We start from the raw sequence: 17,811 nt of genomic DNA, 5'->3' as shown, positions 1-17,811 counted from the left end.
TTTTTGTTAAAATTGATGATCTGAGAAAATTGTAGAATAATCTTCACTGAAAAAGAACATTCTAGCCATTCCATCATATCTCGCAATGACAAACTTAATATTTTCATGACGCTGTTGTTTTATCAGGCAGAAATCATCATGAATTTTTTGTGTTAGGTTCTTTATATCTTCAGTTCTAGCCATATCATTTCTAAATTTATACAAACTAATTAAATCATCTACTGGTAAGGGACGATCAGTAAATGAAATTTCAAATTTTTCCATTTCTGTATCGTATTCCCGAATCTTTTGATAAATCAACTCTTCCATAATATAAATACTGTGTGTTTGAAGAAATCTATTAAAATTGTTTTAATGAAAAAACGATGAGTACGATATTAATAGTAATTAATAGACAAGAGATCAGCTTGAACAGAATCGTGGTTACATATGGATAAAATTTCATAATTATTGTGGCTACGTTTTTATGGGCTAAAAGTAGATACTTGGTTTCATTTAAATTGTTTATATGAATTTTAGCTTTCTGAACTGACCGTAGCTGATATAAATAAGCCACTCTCTTAGAATCTCTCTTAATTCGTAAGTGAAAATTTCATGAACTGCTACCTTCTGAGAGATATTTTCTATTGATGAATACATCTCGCTGATAGTTAAAGAAAGTTGATGATCAGAAGTTGTTGGTTCAAACGTAATCTTACTTCTTGCTTCAATGTGCAGGATGATCTTACTGAGTATATCAGGATGGGTATTATTAAGAAAAACAGCAAGATCTCCGCTTAATTGATGTGAAGGCTGTGTGGACTTTACAACATGTATTTTTCTTTCATTTATATATTCATCGTAAAAGTCTAAATGATGTTTTTGCAAGGTTAAATTTTGGTCTTCCAGAAACAAATTACGGTGTAAATGTTTTCTCCATTCCAAAATAATTTCTTTGAAGTCTTGTGTGGGAATAATAAGGTCTGGTTCATAATCAGCATTTTTATAAAAATGATCATCTTCTTGATAGAATAGTGTACGGTCATAAGAAATTCTGGCAAGCATCATTCCTTGTGTTATATAATGGGTCTCTCCTTTATCAGGAGAATCATGAAGATTGATTAGGCTAAGTAATGATTCGGATTCATAAAAAGATCTGAATTCAGACATAAAGCCATCTAGTAGAGGTATTGCAGAAGCCATCGCTTTAAATTGATCCAGATGTATCCTTCTTTTTCCAAATTGTATTTTATATTTAGCTATAACATCCATTTGAATTTTTGCTGATTTTTTTGTTAAAACTGTTTTAATGAAGTAATGATCAGTAAAATATTTAAAGTAATTAATAAGAAGTATATCAGCTTGAATAGTATGTGTTTATGGAAAATGACATAATTTAAAAACATTGCCCCCACTAAATAGATGTAAATAAAAAATTTTGCTTCTTGGATATTTATTTCAGATGCTGAAAACAGGTTTAAATTGTGTGAAATATTGATTACTGAGCCTGGATAAAAAATTATTAAAATAAAAATAATTGTGATACTTGCAGCTAAGGTTAGTGCATATGGTTTCATTGATCAATAAAAGTTTTAAAAAGACGTTTTAATTTAAGGAAAACAGAGGCTTAAAAGAATGATAATAGGTGTTTTCTTTCCAGTTGAATTTCATGCTTATTTCGTCATTATTTAGAAAATCTCTCAACGAATAATCATCATCCTGAAAATAAATTTCCTCGATAGAATCATCTTCTTTATATTTAAATTGAATATTAGGAATGGTTTCATTTTGGAATTCATCATCAAATACAGAAGAATCACCATAAAAATTTTTAAATTTATCGGTTGTGAGGCCTGTCATTAAATCTATTGAGCATCCGGCTAATTTTCTATTTCTATCGTCAAATACAAAAATACCTTTGCCAAACAGACTGCCATTACGATAAAATACATACTCCCATTGAGCCTCTCCTTTATTGTTCTTTTCTTTATTATAATAAAATGTCCAAGGCTTGCCAAATGAGCCAATATCTATATGATTAGTAATGACTTCTGGTAATTGGTCTTCCGAAGAAAGATAGATTTCACCTCCTAATTGTTCAATTTGTTGTGTTCTGTAGTTTTTTGAAAACCGCTCTATTTTTTTAAGCTCGTTAGTAGTAGAATCATAAGTTAAACAACTGAATTCTGAAAGCTTATGAAGTTGTTCTTTTGGTATTTCAATATTATTTTCATCAGTGTATTTTATGTAAGTACCCACTTCTATTATATTTTCTTAATTATTTTTCCTTAAATTTAAGTAAAATTATATCAAATGCAAATAGAAACGAGACCCCTGACTGTTCAGGATTATGATGAATTGGTGGTGACAATGAAAAGGGCGTATCCTCAGATGTCTGAATCTATCTGGTCTAAAAAAAGTATAGAAAAACTTACGAGAATATTTCCTAAAGGTCAGATCTGTATCACCGTAGACGGAAAGTTAGCTGCCGTAGCGCTGTCCATTATCGTGAATTATGACGAATTTGGGGACGACCACACCTATGTTGATATTACAGGAAATTATACATTCAATACCCATTTATCAACAGGAAATGTATTGTATGGAATAGAAGTTTTTGTTGATCCGGAATTCCGGGAGCTGCGTCTGGGAAGAAGATTGTATGATGCCAGAAAAGAATTGTGTGAGCTGCTCAATCTAAAATCAATTATTCTGGGTGGAAGAATTCCGAACTATCATAAATATAGTGATGAGCTTTCTCCAAGAGAATATATCAGAAGAGTAAGAGACAAGGAAATTTATGATCCTGTGCTGTCTTTCCAGCTTTCCAATAACTTCCTTCCTATAAAGATTCTGAAAAAATATCTTCCCGAAGATGAATCATCGTTGGAAAATGCTGTTTTGCTGCAGTGGAACAATATCTATTACAGCAAAAAGCCCAATACGATGCAGGATAGTATCATCCGCTTAGGATTGGTACAATGGCAGATGAGGCATTTTAAAAATATTGATGCTTTTTATGAGCAGGTAGAGTTCTTTGTTAATGTAATGGGAGACTATAAATCAGACTTTGTTCTTTTCCCGGAACTTTTCAATACACCGCTTTTAGCCCCTTTCAATAAGCTTTCAGAAAGAGACAGTATGATCGAGTTGGCTAAATTAAGTGAAGAAATAAAGAATAAAATTTCTGAACTGGCGATCAGTTATAATGTCAATATTATTTCCGGAAGCATGCCTGTTTTTGATCATGATAATAATGATTTGTATAATGTCAGCTACCTGTTGCACCGTGATGGGCGTATTGATGAGTACAGAAAAATCCATATCACTCCGAACGAAAAAAAGTATTACGGAATGAAGGGAGGAAACGAGATCAAAGTTTTTGATACCGACTGCGGAAAAATAGGACTTGTAATCTGCTATGACGTAGAATTTCCGGAATTACCGAGAATTCTGGCCGACCAGGGAATGAAGGTTCTTTTTGTTCCTTACCTTACAGATACGCAAAATGCCTATATCAGAGTGCGCCACTGTGCTGCTGCGAGAGCAATTGAAAATGAATGTTATGTAGCAATTGCGGGTTGTGTGGGTAACCTGCCGGGAGTAAACAATATGGATATCCAGTTCGGGCAGGCTGCGGTATTTACCCCTTCAGACTTTGCCTTCCCTTCTAATGCTGTAAAAGGAGAAGCTACTCCCAATACAGAAATGACACTCATTGTGGATGTGGACCTTAATCTATTGAAAGACCTTCATCACAACGGTTCAGTTCAGGTGATGAATGACAGAAGAAAAGACCTCTATGAAACCTATCTTAAATAACAAAACAGAATGCGAAAGCATTCTGTTTTATTTTACCTAAAATTTAATGAAGTATTTTATTAATACTCAGGAGGAGTACCTGTACCAGGACAAATTACATCAGGACACATGAAATCTTGACATACTGGTCTTCCATCAGTAGGGCAGCAATCATAAGTACACTTTTTATTGGTAGAGATTCCGTTTCCTGAAATTCCTTTTAATTGTTCTCTTGAAAGTTTGTTGTTACGTGAATTTTTCATTTGAATATTTTTTGATTAAGTTATAGTGGTATACAATAAAACCAATTTTTAATCACTTTTATTGTTGTTTACCGGAGTAAATTACATGTACTGAGGACATACTACCGCAGGGCAGATCAGTCTTGGACATCTTGGTCTTCCATCAGTAGGGCAGCATTGGTTAGAGCAGTTTCCGATAATGATTCCGCTTCCTGCAATCCCTTTTAATTGTTCTCTTGAAAGTTTGTTGTTACGTAAATTTTTCATGTCTAATACTTTTGTTTTATTTGTACGCTGTAAATATATATAATTATATTAAACTTTATCACTAATTGTTGATTTTTGTTATTATGGTTGTTATTTTATCTATGAAATGTAGATTATTGGTTTGAATTTTTAACATATGCTTTAAAATCATTATATTTATTCATTAATAAAAATTAAAAACTATGCAAAAAGGAATTGTAAAATGGTATAATGCGGAAAAAGGCTATGGCTTTATCATCCCGGAAGGAAGAGAAGATGCTATTTTTTGTCACCATTCGGCTATTGCCAGCTCTTCGAAATTTTTGTCAGAAGGACAAATTGTAGAATTTCGTATTGTGCAGGGAAACAAGGGAGCACAAGCAGAAAATGTGAGAGTTGTAGATAACAACTAAAATAAACAGAGTTAAAAATCACTAAAAATTAATAAAGAAATGACAGGTATAGTTAAGTGGTACAACCAAACAAAAGGATATGGCTTTATTGCTCCTGATAATGGAGATGTAGATATTTTTGTTCATAATTCCGCTTTAAAAGCGGCAGGATTAATGACTTTGTCTGAGGGACAGAGAGTTGAATTTGAAATTGTTAAATCAAAAACAGGGAAATTAGAAGCAGGTAATTTAGTTTTACCATCATAAATCTTAAAAATAAACATAAAAAAACTGCTGGTATTCTGGCAGTTTTTTTTGGTCCCCATTATAAAACTGTAGTTGGGAATAGTTTTTGGAGTAAATTGCACTTACTATTGAAACACTATGTTTGACAAGCAGCAAAGAAAACTGAAAAGATCCGCAAGACTGATTTCCGTATTGAGTAAATATGGATTTAAAGACATGCTGGCAAGGATGAATGGAGGAAATAAGCAGGAAGAGCCTTCGGGCAATTCAGATGAGATTATTTCAAAAGGAACAGTGTATGAAAGGATAAGACTGGCTCTCGAAGAGCTGGGACCTACCTTTGTAAAACTTGGTCAGACATTCAGCAGCAGAGAAGACCTTTTACCTCCGGAACTGATCCAGGAGCTGCAGAAACTTCAGGACAAAGTAGAAGTGGTAGACATGAATGTTGAAGAAGCACTAGAAAGTGAATTCAATATCTCCGTAAAAGATTATTTTCTGGAAATTCAGAAAGAACCTCTGGCTACAGCCTCCATTGCACAAGTCTATAAAGCCGCTTTGAAGGATGGAAGTCCTGTTATTTTAAAACTCAGAAAACCCGATGTACAGTCTGTTATTGAAGACGATTTATTGCTCATCAAAGATATTGAAAAACTGATTTCTGCTTATTCGGAGATAGGGGAGAAGCTGAATATGAAACAGGCCATCTCCACTTTTGAAAGATCGTTGCTGGAAGAAGTTTCTTTGACAAATGAAAGAAATAATATCCTGCAGTTCCGTCTGAATTTTAAGAATAATAAAGAAACCTACGTCCCGAAAGTCTATGAAGAATTTTCCAACAACAATATTCTTTGTATGGAATTTATTGATGGGATAAAAGTGACTGATAAATCTGTTCTTCTGGCGAATGGTATTGATCCTGTAAACGTTTCTGAAGTGGGATTGAGGTTGTTTGTTTCCCAGATTTTAGACTACGGATTCTTTCATGCTGATCCTCATGCCGGAAATATTCTGGTAAAAAAAGACGGCAAAGTAGTCTTCATTGATTTTGGGGCTGTAGGAAAAATTCAGCCTAATGATAAAGAAATTCTTGAAAATCTTATTGTAAGTTTTGTCGCTAAAAACTCTCATAAAATAGTCCGTTACCTCAAGAAAATGGCGATAAGCTATGAAATTCCTGATGAGAGAAGGTTTGAAAATGATGTGGAAGACATCCTGAACTTTGTTCACAGCTCATCGTTGCAGGAGATTAATGTCCAGGTGATGATCAACAAGATGAAGAATATTTTGAAAGACAACAGGCTTTATATGCCGGATTATTTCTATCTTTTATTCAAAGGGATCAGTCTGATAGAAGGGGTTGGAAGAAATATCAATCCTGATCTGGATATCGTTAAAAGTCTTCATCCTTATACAAAGAAGATATTCACCAGAAAAATAAGTCCCAAGAATCTTTTGAAAACAGGAATGGACAGGATGATGAATTTCACAGATAATGTGGATGAAATCCCAAAAGAACTACGTTCCGTTCTCCAAAAGCTGGATGAAAATAAATTTACCATTTCCAGCGAGATCAAAAATATTGATAAAACCAATCAGCTGATCAAATCCAGTGTGGTCAATCTTATTTTAGCCATGATTTTAGGCGCCAATATTATAGCGACAGCCATTGTTTTTTCCTCAGAATCCGGGCCGAGAATAGGAGAGTTATCTTTAGTGGCGGTCTTAGGTTTTGTTTTTTCAGTAATTCTGGTTTTAATACTTTTGCTGAGAGTTACGAGGAAGTGATGAAAAAGTTAATGCTGGAAATGGATGGATTCCGATCCCGCATTTTACAATCAAAAAATAACAATGAAAACACTTATTATAACAGCCATTACCTTATTTAGTTCATATTGTTGGGCTCAGGAAGGAAAAGAGGAGAAAGTACAGGGCGATTTTGACGGAAACGGAACCAAAGAATATGCCTATACAAAAGTCACTGATTGTACTGATGAATGTGACGGAAAATGTGAAACCACTGTTTATTTCAGTGATAAAAAGATAAAGCCGTTTACTGTTTCGCCGGCTTATGACGGAACTTTATACAACCTTGGGGATCTTAATGAGGATGGAAAAGATGAAATTGGAATTTATCCGGGATGGTGTACAAGCTGTTGGCGGGGATTTCTGGTGTATACATCTGGGAAAACGGGATGGAAGCTTTTAATTCCTTCTATTTCCACCCATTGTAATCAGTGGGAAGAGGATAAATTTCCCATCAAAAAAGACCCGAAAAAGAAAGGATACGTTATCGTTACCTCAAGCAAATGGGAAGATGATGACATCAAAATCAAGAGTACCAGTGTTAAGGTGAATTAGAGGATAAAGTGGCTTGTTATTGTATTGATAGTTGTGTACAAAATACAATATTGATCCATTTTATATGATCAGGAAATATTCTTTAGCTCAAATACCTACCACCTGCTACCTAATATCTGCTCCCTCTAACCAATATCTGCACCCTCTAATTTTCAACTTCTAATTAAATACCTATCTTTGCAAAATGGAAAAACTCACTTTTGCAGATTTTGACCTGCCGGTTAAAATTCTTGATGTTTTAGCGGATTTAGAATTATTTGAGCCTACACCCATTCAGGAGAAAAGCTTGAAGCCTATTCTTTCAGGGAGAGATGTGATGGGAATTGCACAGACTGGAACCGGGAAAACATTAGCTTACCTTTTACCCGTTCTTAAAGCTTGGAAATACAGCAAAACAGGGAATCCAACTGTTTTGGTGCTTGTTCCTACAAGAGAATTGGTAGTACAGGTAACTGAAATTATTGAGAAACTGACAGAAAATATTACTGCAAGAGTTATTGGAATATACGGAGGAAAAAATATAAATACTCAGAAATTGTTATTCAATAATGGCTGTGATATTTTGGTTGGAACTCCAGGAAGAGTGATGGACCTTTCCATAGACAATGCTATTTCTCTGAAAGAAGTTCAGAAACTGATCATTGATGAATTTGATGAGATGCTTAACTTAGGTTTCAGACCGCAGCTTACCCATATTTTTGAAATGATGAAGGCGAAGAGACAGAATATTCTTTTCTCTGCAACCATGACAGAAGCCGTAGATGAAATGTTGGATGTGTATTTTGCAAATCCTATAGAAATTTCATTGGCAAAATCTGGAACGCCGCTTGAAAAAATAGAACAGACTGCTTATAAAGTAGAAAACTTTAATACGAAGATCAATTTACTTGAACATTTACTGAAGAACAATACAGATATGTCTAAGGTGTTGATCTTTAATAATAATAAAAAACATGCTGACCTGCTCTTTACCAAAATTGATGAGCTTTTCCCTGAGCAGTTTGATGTGATTCACTCGAACAAATCTCAGAATTACAGGCTGAAAGCGATGAAAAGTTTTGAAAATGAAGAGATCAGAGGTTTGATTACTACGGATGTAATGGCAAGAGGTCTTGATATTTCAAACATTACCCATGTGATCAACTTTGAAACGCCTGATATTCCGGAACAGTATATCCACAGAATCGGTAGAACAGGTAGAGCAGATAAAGAAGGAAAGGCAATTACTTTTGTAGCTAAAAAAGAAGAACCTTTGATTCTTGATATAGAGCTATTGATGGATAAAGATTTGAAGTTTAATGAATTCCCGGAAGACGTTAAGATCAATCCTAAAAAGATCGCTGCTGAAGAAGATCAGGTTGTCATGAAAAACCCTGTACAGGTAAAACTGAATGACGGAGGAGGAGCTTTCCACGAGAAGAAAAGTAAAAATACAAAAGAAAACTGGGGTGGTCCTTCCAAAAGAAAGACCCCTAAGAAATTCGGGGCCAACAGAGCTCAGCAGAAAGCAATATCGAAATCGAAAAGAAAGAAATAAGATAAAAAAACTCCCATTTTTTTGGGAGTTTTTATTTTTCTAATCAAATTGGATCTTGTTGTTTTTTAAAATTTCTTTAAACTTATCGGTCTTGCCTTCCTCTTTCATACTCTTGTAAATATATCCTATCATTTTTTCAGCATCTGATCGGTAAGGCGATTTCTGTTCGGAATAAATCCTATATGCTTTACAGATATTGTCAAGACCTTTTTCATTATTCTTCAGGTGAGTAAAATAGACTTGCCCCATTCCATAATAAACTTCGGGATCACCAGGATATGCTTTGTCAAAATCTATATAAGCATCAATGGCCTTTTGAAATTCTTTTTTGTAGACATAAGTGATCGCTATATTCTGTAAAGGCATCTTACCCTTTGGATCCGTAGCTAATGATTGTTTATAAGCATTAAGAGCTTTATCATATTCTCCAACTCTTCTATAAGTAATTCCAAGATTATCCCATGCGTAAGTAAATTTTGGATCAATCTTTACAGCCTGCTCATAATTCTGAATTGCTTCCTTCCAGTTTTCCTCTTTGGATGCGTTAGCTGCTTTCTGGTAAAAATCAAGAGCAGTTTGATTTTCTGAGAACTTGTCATGTTCAGTTTCCGTCGTTTTGGCAGCCCTCTTTACACTTTCACAGTTTTGCATTAGATAGCGCTCAAGGTCATTATAGCTTTCTGTATACTGCTTTGAATCCTTATTGGGATCAAAAGTCAGATTAATCTGCTTTTTTCCGTTTACTTTAGGTGCATTTTTGGATTGTTTTTCTGCTCCTTTCAAAAGAGTTGAGATTTGAAGTGCTCCCGTATATTTATCAATACATTCATGGACATCTTTTAGGATATCTTCCTTCTTCCGGTTAGACAGACTAATAGAATCAGTACACTTACAGGCATTGTCTGAAAGTTCCTGAAGAACTGTTTTTTCATTCGGTTTTTCCTGAGAAAATGAAAGAGAATACAGTAAAACAAAAAAAAGAGTGGTTATTGGTTTTTTTATCATGGGGTGTAGTTTATTTCAGATAAGGAGTGATTATCTTAGTCCAGATTTTATACCCTTCCGGCTTAAAATGAAGCATATCTTCCACAAAAATATCTTTTCTTACATTTCCGTTAGCATCTTCCATTACTTTAGTCACATCAATGAATGCTGCATGAGGTTCTTTTTTCATAAAAGCAGCAATCTTTTTATTGGCAGCTTTCATTTGTGGCCAGATCACCTCTCTGCTCGGCGAGTATTTGATTGAGATATAATCTACTTCAATAGCAGGAAATCGTTCACGTATTTTTTTATAAAAAGCTTTATACCTGTCGACAACGACCTGTGCTTTTAACTGATGATTGTCTGCAAAATCATTTTCACCACAGTAAATAATGATCTGCTTAGGTTGATAAGGAGCTAAAAGGTCATTCGCAAAATCATTAAGATCCGTAAGCCTTGATCCCCCGAATCCTCTGTTGATAATCGTTTTGTCAGGGAAATAATCAGCGATGTCAGTCCATTTGGTGAATGATGAGCTCCCCAGAAATAAAATGGCATCCTTTTGTGGTGGGTTTTGCTGATCCTGTTTTTTGAATTCCTGAATGTCCTGCCAGAACATCGGCTTTTTTTCCTGAGAAAAGGCAATAGTAAAACACAGCAACAGAAATGCTGTAAGAATCTTCTTCATTATATTCAGTTTTAAATTAGATATAAAAATAATAAAAAACTCCCGATTAACGGGAGTCTATGATTTATCTTTTGTAGGTAACGTAAGGAATGTCAGGAATTTTATCTCCATTCATATCAAAGATTCCTGATTGCTGAGCAAGTTTAAGATCTTTGCCTGTCAAGACCTCCACTTTGTAGTTGATTGATGCATCATCACCAAGTTTGATTCCTATAATCTTCGAATCAGCATCGTAGGTATATCTTCCTTCAGTTTTCGGAGCTGCAGTACAGTTGGCACCTTCTCCCGTATACGCTGTGTAGCTTACATAATAATCTGTTCTTAAGAAAAGAGTATTTTTAGTTGCACACCCTGTTAAAGTTTCAGTATAAAGCACTGTTTTATTATCTTTTCCGGAAATTACTTCCCTTTTAACTTCCTTCCAATCTCCCTTCATGATATCCATTTCGTATGCATCAAGATTGTCATCTTTACAAGAAGTAAGCGCTAGGGCAGAAAAGGCAAATAAAAGTAGCTGTTTTTTCATTTTCACAAATTTAAGAATATGCTAAAATATAAATAAATTTGAAATATCTATAATGAAATAACGAATTTTTAAACGAATGTTTGTAAATTGAATAATTCTGAACAGCGAATCACTATTTTTGAGCAGATAAAGCCGTTAAAATATTAAAATTGATTTAAAGAAATAAAGGATTTTCAATACAACAACCAAAATAAAAAGAAGCGGACCTTAGCCCGCTTACCATCTATTTTCATTCAATCCCGCTTCAGCCAAAGCTTAAGACGGGACATTATAACTTTAAAGTGAAACTTTGAATTTCTAGTAGCTCATCTCTACAATTTTATAAGCATCCTGCGGAGTCAGTTTTTTATACTCTCCAAGACCTACCCAGTTTCTTTCTGTAAAGGCTTTTTCAACCTTTTCAGCCGTTCCGTTAAAGTCTTCTGTATATTCAGAAAGTTTGGTTTTAATGTGAAGACTGTGGAAGAATTCTTCCATTTTTTTGATTCCCAGTTCTGCTTTTTCTTCTACAGTTCCGTCCTTTATTCCCCAAACTCTCTCAGCATATTGTGCCAGTTTTCCTTTTTTATCTTCAAAATTATAACGGTAGTGGGATGGAGCAATGATCGCCAGGGTTCTCGCATGATCGATACCGAAATAGGCGGTCAGTTCGTGACCCATTGCGTGTACTGCCCAGTCTGTGATCACTCCTTTCTGTATCAGTCCGTTCAGAGCCATTGTACAGCACCACATAAAGTTTCCGGCAGCATCGTAATTGAAGTCATCGGCCAACACTTTAGGAGCTGTTTCCTGAAGACTGATCAGAATGCTTTCTGCAATTCTCTCCTGAAGGTCGGCAGAAGAAGGAGCCGTCATATATTGCTCTAATACGTGAGTATAAGCATCTGTAATCCCGTTAACGATTTGGTTTTTTGGAATAGATCTGATGACTTCCGGATCTAACACAGAAAATTGTGGGAAAAGTCCAGGACCTCCTGAAGACAGTTTTTCATTGGTTTCTCTCCTTGAGATTACATATCCTGAATTCATCTCAGAACCTGTTGCAGGAAGCGTCAGAATACTCCCAAAAGGCATTCCCTGTCCTTCAAATGTTCTTACCGGCATTTTCAGAATATCCCATGGCTCACCATCATAATGGGCTGCTGCAGAGATAAACTTGGTTCCGTCAATCACAGATCCGCCACCTACAGCAAGAAGGTAAGTGATATTTTTTTCTTTAATAAAGCTAAGGGCATTGATTAAGACTTCGTATTCTGGATTGGCAGGAACTCCGCCAAATTCATATACTTCATGAACTTTCAAAGCCTCTTTTACCTGGTCGTATACCCCATTATTTTTGATGCTTCCACCACCGTAAATCATTAATATTCTTGCATCCTTAGGAATTTCTTTGGAAATTTTAGCGATTTCGCCTTTCCCGAAAAGTATTTTTGTAGGATTTTTAAACTCGAAATTAAGCATTGTTCTAAATTTATTTTAGTCAAATTTACGGAATGAAAAAGGAAAACTGAGTTAATGAAATTTTAAAATTGCTATTATTAAATTTTATGAAAGCTATTGCCGTTAGCTGTTTAGAAGTATTGGTAATATTTCTTTTTATATGCTTTCATAAGTTTATTAAACTTCAGGAGAAAGATATGCTTTTGCTCTTTTTATAAAATCTTCCTTATCTCTTTTTATGTCTTCCAGAAGCTTTTTCCGGTCATCAGGAATAGTCAGGTATTGATCGCCCCAAAGATTGATCTCCACAATTACAGGAATAAGATCAATTCCTTTTTGAGTCAGGAAATACAGAATTTTCAATTTGCTATCTGGATGGTCTTTCTTATCAATAATGCCATTATCCAATAGATTCTGAAGCTTGGAAGCCAGGATGTTGGTGGCAATTTTTTCGTCTGCTTTAAGAAAATCTCCATAGGTACATTCTTTTTTCAGCATAAGATCTCTTATGATGAGCAGGGACCATTTGTCACCCCACATTTCCAGTGAACAGCTGATCGGACAGGTGGATCTTTTTTTACTCATTTTGTTAATGTTAAAATAATACTTTTATTTTGCAAGTAAATTTAATCATAAAAATTAATAAATCAAATGGATCATTATGACATTGCCGTAATAGGCTCAGGACCCGGAGGATATGTAGCAGCCATAAGAAGTGCACAGCTGGGATATAAAACAGTGATTATAGAAAAGTATGATACCTTAGGGGGAACATGTACGAATGTAGGCTGTATTCCAACCAAAGCTTTGCTGGACAGTACCCATCATTATGCAGATGCACAGCACAAGTTCAATGACCATGGGATTAAACTGGATACTATAGAACTTGATTTCTCACAAATGTATAGGAGAAAGGCAGATGTAGTCTCAAAGAATACCGGAGGTCTCGACTTTTTAATGAATAAAAATAAAATTACAAGGCTGACAGGAACAGCAGGATTTGTCAATAATTCTACTGTGAAAATTGTAAACGGATCTGAAGTAAAAGAGATTACTGCACAGCATTATATCATCGCAACAGGCTCAAAACCTTCAAGCATTCGGGGAGTGGAAATTGATAAAGAAAGAATCATTACTTCCACAGAGGCATTGTCTTTACAAGAAAAACCAGAATCCATGGTAATTATTGGAGGAGGAGTAATCGGGGTAGAAATGGCTTCTATTTTCAACCGTATCGGAACAAAAGTGAACATTCTGGAATATGCAGACCACCTGATTGCTGCGATGGACCATGAACTGGGAAAAAATCTGCAGAAAATTCTTAAAAAGGAAGGAATTGATATTCGTCTTAATCAGGCTGTTTATAAAACGGAGAATACAGGTTCTGCAGCCAAAGTGTTTTTTAAAGATAAAAATGGAGTAGAAGGAGAGTTAGAAGCAGACTATATTTTAGTGGCGGTAGGAAGAAGCCCTTATGTAAAAGGTCTCGGTCTTGAAAACACAGATGTACAGCTTGATGAGAGAGGATTTATTAAAGTGAATGAAAATAATCAGACGTCAGCTTCCAATATCTATGCTATCGGAGATGTTATTGGGGGAGCAATGCTGGCTCACAAAGCTGAAGAAGAAGGAGTTTTTATAGCAGAAACCATTAACGGACAGAAACGCCATATTCATTACAACCGAATTCCTTCTGTGGTGTATACCTGGCCGGAAGTAGCCTCAGTAGGATATACCGAAGAATATCTGAAAAATAATAATATAGCCTATAATGTAGGGAAATTTCCATTTTCAGCCAGTGCAAGGGCTCGGGCTTCAATGGATATGGAAGGATTTGCCAAGGTTTTGGTAGATCCGAAATATGGTGAAGTGCTGGGTGTTCATATCATTGGAGCCAGAGCTGCCGATCTGATCGCCCAAGGTGTTATTGCCCAGGAATTTGAAGTGACCGCAGAAGATATGTTCCGTATTTCCTATGCCCATCCAACTTATTCTGAAACGTTGAAAGAAGCTTATCTGATTGCTTCCGGACAGGGAGCAATTAATATATAAAAGAAGCAGTATTAAAAATTAAACCATTAAGATCTGTGAAGAAGTGAAGAATAATTAAGATCTATCTCTGAAGGGAAAATAAAGCAGATCACTGAGTAAAATAGCTTTAGCTATTTCCTTAACTGTTCTTATCAGCTTAAAAAATCTTAATGGTTTAAAATATTCGGTTATCAATTTTATCACAGATAAAATCTTTGCGTCTTAAAGTATAGCATTTGTAAATTTATTTGCGCCTTAGCGTTTTCAAAAAATATACTACAAAGAAGAACAGTTTTCATCCTTTGCATAAATACCATTACTTTTCGCTTCCAGCTTCCCGGTTTTTCTATTGATTTTAACTAAAAAAGATTCTTTCACAGCCGGACAGCCCTTAGATTGCATAAGATACATGGAAATATGACGGTCTTCAATTGTATAGGCCCCGGTAAAGCGGTTACCGGTATCTACAGAATAACCATATGTTTTTGCCAGTAAAATAGCTTCAGGAAGATTATCTACCGTTCCGATAAAATCTCTCAACTGCTGTTCATTAGAAAAATAAACAGATCTTTCATTTTTGCACGCCAGAATATATGAAAAGCAGTTGTTTCCAATACATTTTTGGAAGAAACCTCTTTCAGGAACAGGTTCATTGATCGTCATAAAATCGGGAGCCTGACTTTCATAGATCACTGCTTTTTCATAATCAATATCATTGCTGAAAACGCGCCAGTAAGCATAGTCTTTAGCCGGTACAATAAACGGATAGAGATAATCTATGGTATCAAGAATGTCAGGAATTTTTTTATAATCATCAGGAACCTTAATCTGGCTGTAAAGCAGATTGGAGAATATCAGAGAAAATGCGATGATTACTTTCATAGAGAATGTGTTTCCTGTGCAAATTTAAGAAAGAGAATTATTTGAATACAATTTTATAATATCCTTTTTCATCAGTTACATCAATACCTACACCTTTAAACGTTAATTTATTGATTTGATAGCCATCACACCCTCCTTTAAATTCTGATGATTGGATTGAAAAATCAAAAGATTTAACATTGGAAGAGAAACTATATTTTTTTGTACCATTATAGGCACCCACGTTTTCCAAAATAACCATATTGTCAGATGTTTTGGATAATTGTACATTGGCATTATTTTCTTCCTGAATCGAATAGCTTGTCAATGTCCCGTTGGCAATAAGATTTTCATCATTAGAATCTACAAACTTAAAAAGGATGGGCAGGGGTGCATTGTAACAATCTTTTTCACATGAGATGAACAGAAATGCTATGAGTAAAAAAGTAAATATTTTTTTCATGGATTATGGATGGTGTGAAAAGTAAAATTAGTTATTAATGTTTTGTAATCAAAATTATAGTGAAACTGAATCATTAAAACGAGCTCTAAATATTTTCAAAATTTGTGCGAGCTGATCATCTGTGACATCGAAATCATCAATGTTGACTTCTATTTTTTTTTCATTATAAAATAAATATAAATAGTTAATACTTGCTGTACCATCACGACGGGGATTCTGGCTTCTTACATTTCGTGTAATTATTTTTTCCTGCTGAATTTCCTTCCATTGCATATTGGGATGAGTTCCCAGTTGAATACCATTATCACTGATAATAATAAATGTCTTTGATTTTTTTTTCATTTCTAAATATGAAGCCAAAATAAAAATACTAAGGAACAGTGCTATTATAAAGAACACCGTAGAATCATTTAAATTAAAACGTTGTCTGGAAATAATAAGTCCGAAAATGGCAACAGCAGGAAATATAGAATATGTCAATATGGTAACGAGACTACTTGAAATAGGGTATCTGATTTTAATTTCTTTCGGGATATTATTTTTGTCAAAACCAGCTGGATTTTTTTGCTGATCATATTCTTTGTGTAAAAGAATGATACTGAGTATGAATGCAATAAAAAATGGAAGAGAAAAGACAGGGTAGAGATTTATAAAATAAAATCCTGCTGCTAAAAATAATATTGCAAAAACAGCTGAAAAAATAAGACCAGAACTAAACTTTATCATTTTATAGAATTTTACCTATATGATGAGTATCAAATCTACAAAAACTTCATCGGATATCCCACAGCAATATTCCCGCAGACAATTTTTTTAAGCTTAGATTCCATCAATTTTTTTGTAAGAGGTTTCAGACGGTCGGTATATAAAATTCCCTGTGTGTGATCATATTCATGCTGGATAATTCTGGCTGTTAAACCCGTAAAGACTTTAGTATGCTTTATGAAATCCTGATTCAGGTATTCAATAGTAATTTCCCAGGGTCTATTTACCTTTTGAGAAAGTCCGGGAATACTTAGGCATCCTTCATAATCTTCCCAGGTTTCTTCGGAAGTGTGGATGATTTTTGCATTGATAAAAGTTTCTTTTATGCCTTTGTCATTTTTCTCAAAGTACAGGATTCGGTCTTCCGAATCAAAATTTTCAAAAGCCACTTGACTGTCAGTAATGAAAAGCTGTAAAGGTTTTCCGATTTGAGAAGAGGAAAGACCGCAGCCATTGGCGTTTTCCATGGTATCCCACATGTCGGCGATCAATGTCTGTAGGTCAGGAGTATTTTCTTCAATCTGCAGGCATTTCTGCTTTAAAATGCAGTTTCCATAGGCGAGAATAGATAAATTCATTGTCTTATTTTTCAGCAAAGTTCAGCAGAAGAGAAAGGATATGCAATGAACCTATGTTAATTAATCTGTCTGCGGATTCTGCTTAAAGCCTGCGGTGTAATTCCGATGTAGGAAGCAATATATTTTAAAGGAACACGTCTCAGCATTTCCGGTTGTTCTGTAAATAACTTCAGATAACGTTCCTTAGCTGTAAGCTTCAGTAAAGAAAGCTCTCTTTTGCTTTTAGCCAGAAACAGTTTCTCAGAAGCAAAACGTCCCAATTGATTCCCTACATTAGTCTGGCTGTAGATCTTCTGCAGATCATCATAAGAAATCTGCCATACCACAGTCTCTGTCAGAGCCTGCATTTCATACTCAGAAGGAGTTTGGGTAAGAAAAGAATCATAGGCACAGCTGAATTCTTTTTCAAAACTAAAACTGAAAGTATAGCCATACTCATCATCAGGAATATAAAACCTTACCAGCCCGGACTCTATAAAAGATAAATAATTCTCTGTATCACCCTGCTGAGTAAAAATTTCATTCTTAGCAAAAACTTTTTTGTGAAAATGCCCCGCTATAAACGCCCATTCCGATTCCTGCAGCTTGACGATCTGTTCGTAATATTCTCTGATATATCCCATAGATATTTAAATAATCTATAAAATTACTGTTTTTTAGAAAGGTAGGCA

At 34.8% G+C, this 17,811-nt stretch carries 22 protein-coding genes; 7 read left to right on the top strand and 15 right to left on the bottom strand.

Features of this window, described 5'->3' with window-relative positions; translation table 11 throughout:
* Nucleotides 1–6: 6 nt before the first annotated feature.
* The 3 genes from LF886_RS16325 to LF886_RS16315 form a co-directional block, all read right to left on the bottom strand.
* On the bottom strand, nucleotides 7–309 hold the full coding sequence (locus tag LF886_RS16325) for a hypothetical protein (protein ID WP_236850602.1): 303 nt from the start codon (nucleotides 307–309) through the stop codon (nucleotides 7–9).
* Nucleotides 310–504: 195 nt separating this feature from the next.
* A complete protein-coding gene (locus tag LF886_RS16320; protein WP_236850600.1) occupies nucleotides 505–1,251 on the bottom strand; it encodes a hypothetical protein in 747 nt (248 codons plus the stop codon).
* Nucleotides 1,252–1,584: 333 nt separating this feature from the next.
* Nucleotides 1,585–2,238: a hypothetical protein gene (locus tag LF886_RS16315; protein WP_236850599.1), complete on the bottom strand. Its 654-nt coding sequence runs from the start codon at nucleotides 2,236–2,238 to the stop codon at nucleotides 1,585–1,587.
* A 54-nt stretch (nucleotides 2,239–2,292) separates the two neighbouring features.
* On the opposite strand from LF886_RS16315, the gene LF886_RS16310 reads away from it, so the two are divergent.
* Complete coding sequence (locus tag LF886_RS16310) at nucleotides 2,293–3,801, top strand: carbon-nitrogen hydrolase family protein (RefSeq protein WP_103231779.1); 1,509 nt, start codon at nucleotides 2,293–2,295, stop codon at nucleotides 3,799–3,801.
* A gap of 59 nt (nucleotides 3,802–3,860) precedes the next feature.
* On the opposite strand, the gene LF886_RS16305 is transcribed toward LF886_RS16310, so the two are convergent.
* Both LF886_RS16305 and LF886_RS16300 read right to left on the bottom strand, forming a co-directional pair.
* The gene (locus LF886_RS16305; protein ID WP_103231778.1) at nucleotides 3,861–4,043 is read right to left on the bottom strand and encodes a hypothetical protein; all 183 of its coding nucleotides are present in this window, start codon (nucleotides 4,041–4,043) and stop codon (nucleotides 3,861–3,863) included.
* An 81-nt stretch (nucleotides 4,044–4,124) separates the two neighbouring features.
* Nucleotides 4,125–4,289 carry a hypothetical protein gene (locus tag LF886_RS16300; RefSeq protein WP_165835285.1) on the bottom strand — a complete coding sequence of 55 codons (165 nt, stop codon included), beginning with the start codon at nucleotides 4,287–4,289 and terminating at the stop codon, nucleotides 4,125–4,127.
* Between the two features lie 182 nt (nucleotides 4,290–4,471).
* On the opposite strand from LF886_RS16300, the gene LF886_RS16295 reads away from it, so the two are divergent.
* From LF886_RS16295 to LF886_RS16275, 5 genes are all read left to right on the top strand, one after another.
* Complete coding sequence (locus LF886_RS16295; RefSeq protein WP_236850597.1) at nucleotides 4,472–4,681, top strand: cold-shock protein; 210 nt, start codon at nucleotides 4,472–4,474, stop codon at nucleotides 4,679–4,681.
* A 39-nt stretch (nucleotides 4,682–4,720) separates the two neighbouring features.
* The gene (locus LF886_RS16290) at nucleotides 4,721–4,927 is read left to right on the top strand and encodes a cold-shock protein (RefSeq protein WP_236850595.1); all 207 of its coding nucleotides are present in this window, start codon (nucleotides 4,721–4,723) and stop codon (nucleotides 4,925–4,927) included.
* 117 nt (nucleotides 4,928–5,044) lie between these two features.
* A complete protein-coding gene (locus LF886_RS16285; RefSeq protein WP_236850594.1) occupies nucleotides 5,045–6,694 on the top strand; it encodes an ABC1 kinase family protein in 1,650 nt (549 codons plus the stop codon).
* Between the two features lie 63 nt (nucleotides 6,695–6,757).
* Nucleotides 6,758–7,267 (top strand): hypothetical protein, encoded by a 510-nt coding sequence (locus LF886_RS16280; RefSeq protein ID WP_236850592.1) that lies wholly within the window; start codon nucleotides 6,758–6,760, stop codon nucleotides 7,265–7,267.
* 184 nt (nucleotides 7,268–7,451) lie between these two features.
* Nucleotides 7,452–8,804, top strand: coding sequence for a DEAD/DEAH box helicase (locus LF886_RS16275; RefSeq protein WP_236850591.1), 1,353 nt, complete (start codon nucleotides 7,452–7,454; stop codon nucleotides 8,802–8,804).
* A gap of 39 nt (nucleotides 8,805–8,843) precedes the next feature.
* Here LF886_RS16275 and LF886_RS16270 read toward each other — a convergent pair whose 3' ends face one another.
* The 5 genes from LF886_RS16270 to LF886_RS16250 all read right to left on the bottom strand — a co-directional run bounded on the left by LF886_RS16270 (nucleotide 8,844) and on the right by LF886_RS16250 (nucleotide 13,027).
* Nucleotides 8,844–9,809 (bottom strand): tetratricopeptide repeat protein, encoded by a 966-nt coding sequence (locus tag LF886_RS16270; RefSeq protein WP_236850589.1) that lies wholly within the window; start codon nucleotides 9,807–9,809, stop codon nucleotides 8,844–8,846.
* A gap of 10 nt (nucleotides 9,810–9,819) precedes the next feature.
* Nucleotides 9,820–10,476: a GDSL-type esterase/lipase family protein gene (locus tag LF886_RS16265; protein WP_236850588.1), complete on the bottom strand. Its 657-nt coding sequence runs from the start codon at nucleotides 10,474–10,476 to the stop codon at nucleotides 9,820–9,822.
* Between the two features lie 64 nt (nucleotides 10,477–10,540).
* Nucleotides 10,541–11,002 (bottom strand): lipocalin family protein, encoded by a 462-nt coding sequence (locus LF886_RS16260; protein ID WP_103231770.1) that lies wholly within the window; start codon nucleotides 11,000–11,002, stop codon nucleotides 10,541–10,543.
* 297 nt (nucleotides 11,003–11,299) lie between these two features.
* On the bottom strand, nucleotides 11,300–12,463 hold the full coding sequence (locus tag LF886_RS16255; protein ID WP_236850586.1) for an iron-containing alcohol dehydrogenase: 1,164 nt from the start codon (nucleotides 12,461–12,463) through the stop codon (nucleotides 11,300–11,302).
* A 156-nt stretch (nucleotides 12,464–12,619) separates the two neighbouring features.
* Nucleotides 12,620–13,027 carry a winged helix-turn-helix transcriptional regulator gene (locus tag LF886_RS16250; protein ID WP_109738152.1) on the bottom strand — a complete coding sequence of 136 codons (408 nt, stop codon included), beginning with the start codon at nucleotides 13,025–13,027 and terminating at the stop codon, nucleotides 12,620–12,622.
* A gap of 66 nt (nucleotides 13,028–13,093) precedes the next feature.
* Here LF886_RS16250 and lpdA point away from each other — a divergent pair, with 66 nt between their 5' ends.
* A complete protein-coding gene (gene lpdA, locus LF886_RS16245; RefSeq protein ID WP_236850585.1) occupies nucleotides 13,094–14,494 on the top strand; it encodes a dihydrolipoyl dehydrogenase in 1,401 nt (466 codons plus the stop codon).
* Between the two features lie 255 nt (nucleotides 14,495–14,749).
* Here lpdA and LF886_RS16240 read toward each other — a convergent pair whose 3' ends face one another.
* From LF886_RS16240 to LF886_RS16220, 5 genes are read right to left on the bottom strand one after another with little or no spacing between them, the layout of a single operon-like run.
* The gene (locus LF886_RS16240; protein WP_236850583.1) at nucleotides 14,750–15,355 is read right to left on the bottom strand and encodes a hypothetical protein; all 606 of its coding nucleotides are present in this window, start codon (nucleotides 15,353–15,355) and stop codon (nucleotides 14,750–14,752) included.
* 37 nt (nucleotides 15,356–15,392) lie between these two features.
* On the bottom strand, nucleotides 15,393–15,797 hold the full coding sequence (locus LF886_RS16235; protein ID WP_236850581.1) for a hypothetical protein: 405 nt from the start codon (nucleotides 15,795–15,797) through the stop codon (nucleotides 15,393–15,395).
* Nucleotides 15,798–15,851: 54 nt separating this feature from the next.
* Entirely contained in the window at nucleotides 15,852–16,523 is a 672-nt protein-coding gene (locus LF886_RS16230) for a hypothetical protein (protein WP_236850580.1), read from the bottom strand.
* A gap of 35 nt (nucleotides 16,524–16,558) precedes the next feature.
* Nucleotides 16,559–17,140 (bottom strand): peptide deformylase, encoded by a 582-nt coding sequence (gene def / locus LF886_RS16225; protein WP_236850578.1) that lies wholly within the window; start codon nucleotides 17,138–17,140, stop codon nucleotides 16,559–16,561.
* Between the two features lie 56 nt (nucleotides 17,141–17,196).
* Nucleotides 17,197–17,763: a Crp/Fnr family transcriptional regulator gene (locus LF886_RS16220; protein ID WP_236850577.1), complete on the bottom strand. Its 567-nt coding sequence runs from the start codon at nucleotides 17,761–17,763 to the stop codon at nucleotides 17,197–17,199.
* Nucleotides 17,764–17,811 lie beyond the last annotated feature (48 nt).

Origin of the sequence: Chryseobacterium sp. MEBOG07, assembly GCF_021869745.1 — a bacterium.
Classification (GTDB): Bacteria; Bacteroidota; Bacteroidia; order Flavobacteriales; family Weeksellaceae; genus Chryseobacterium; species Chryseobacterium viscerum.
This window is presented reverse-complemented; position numbering and strand designations above follow the sequence as displayed.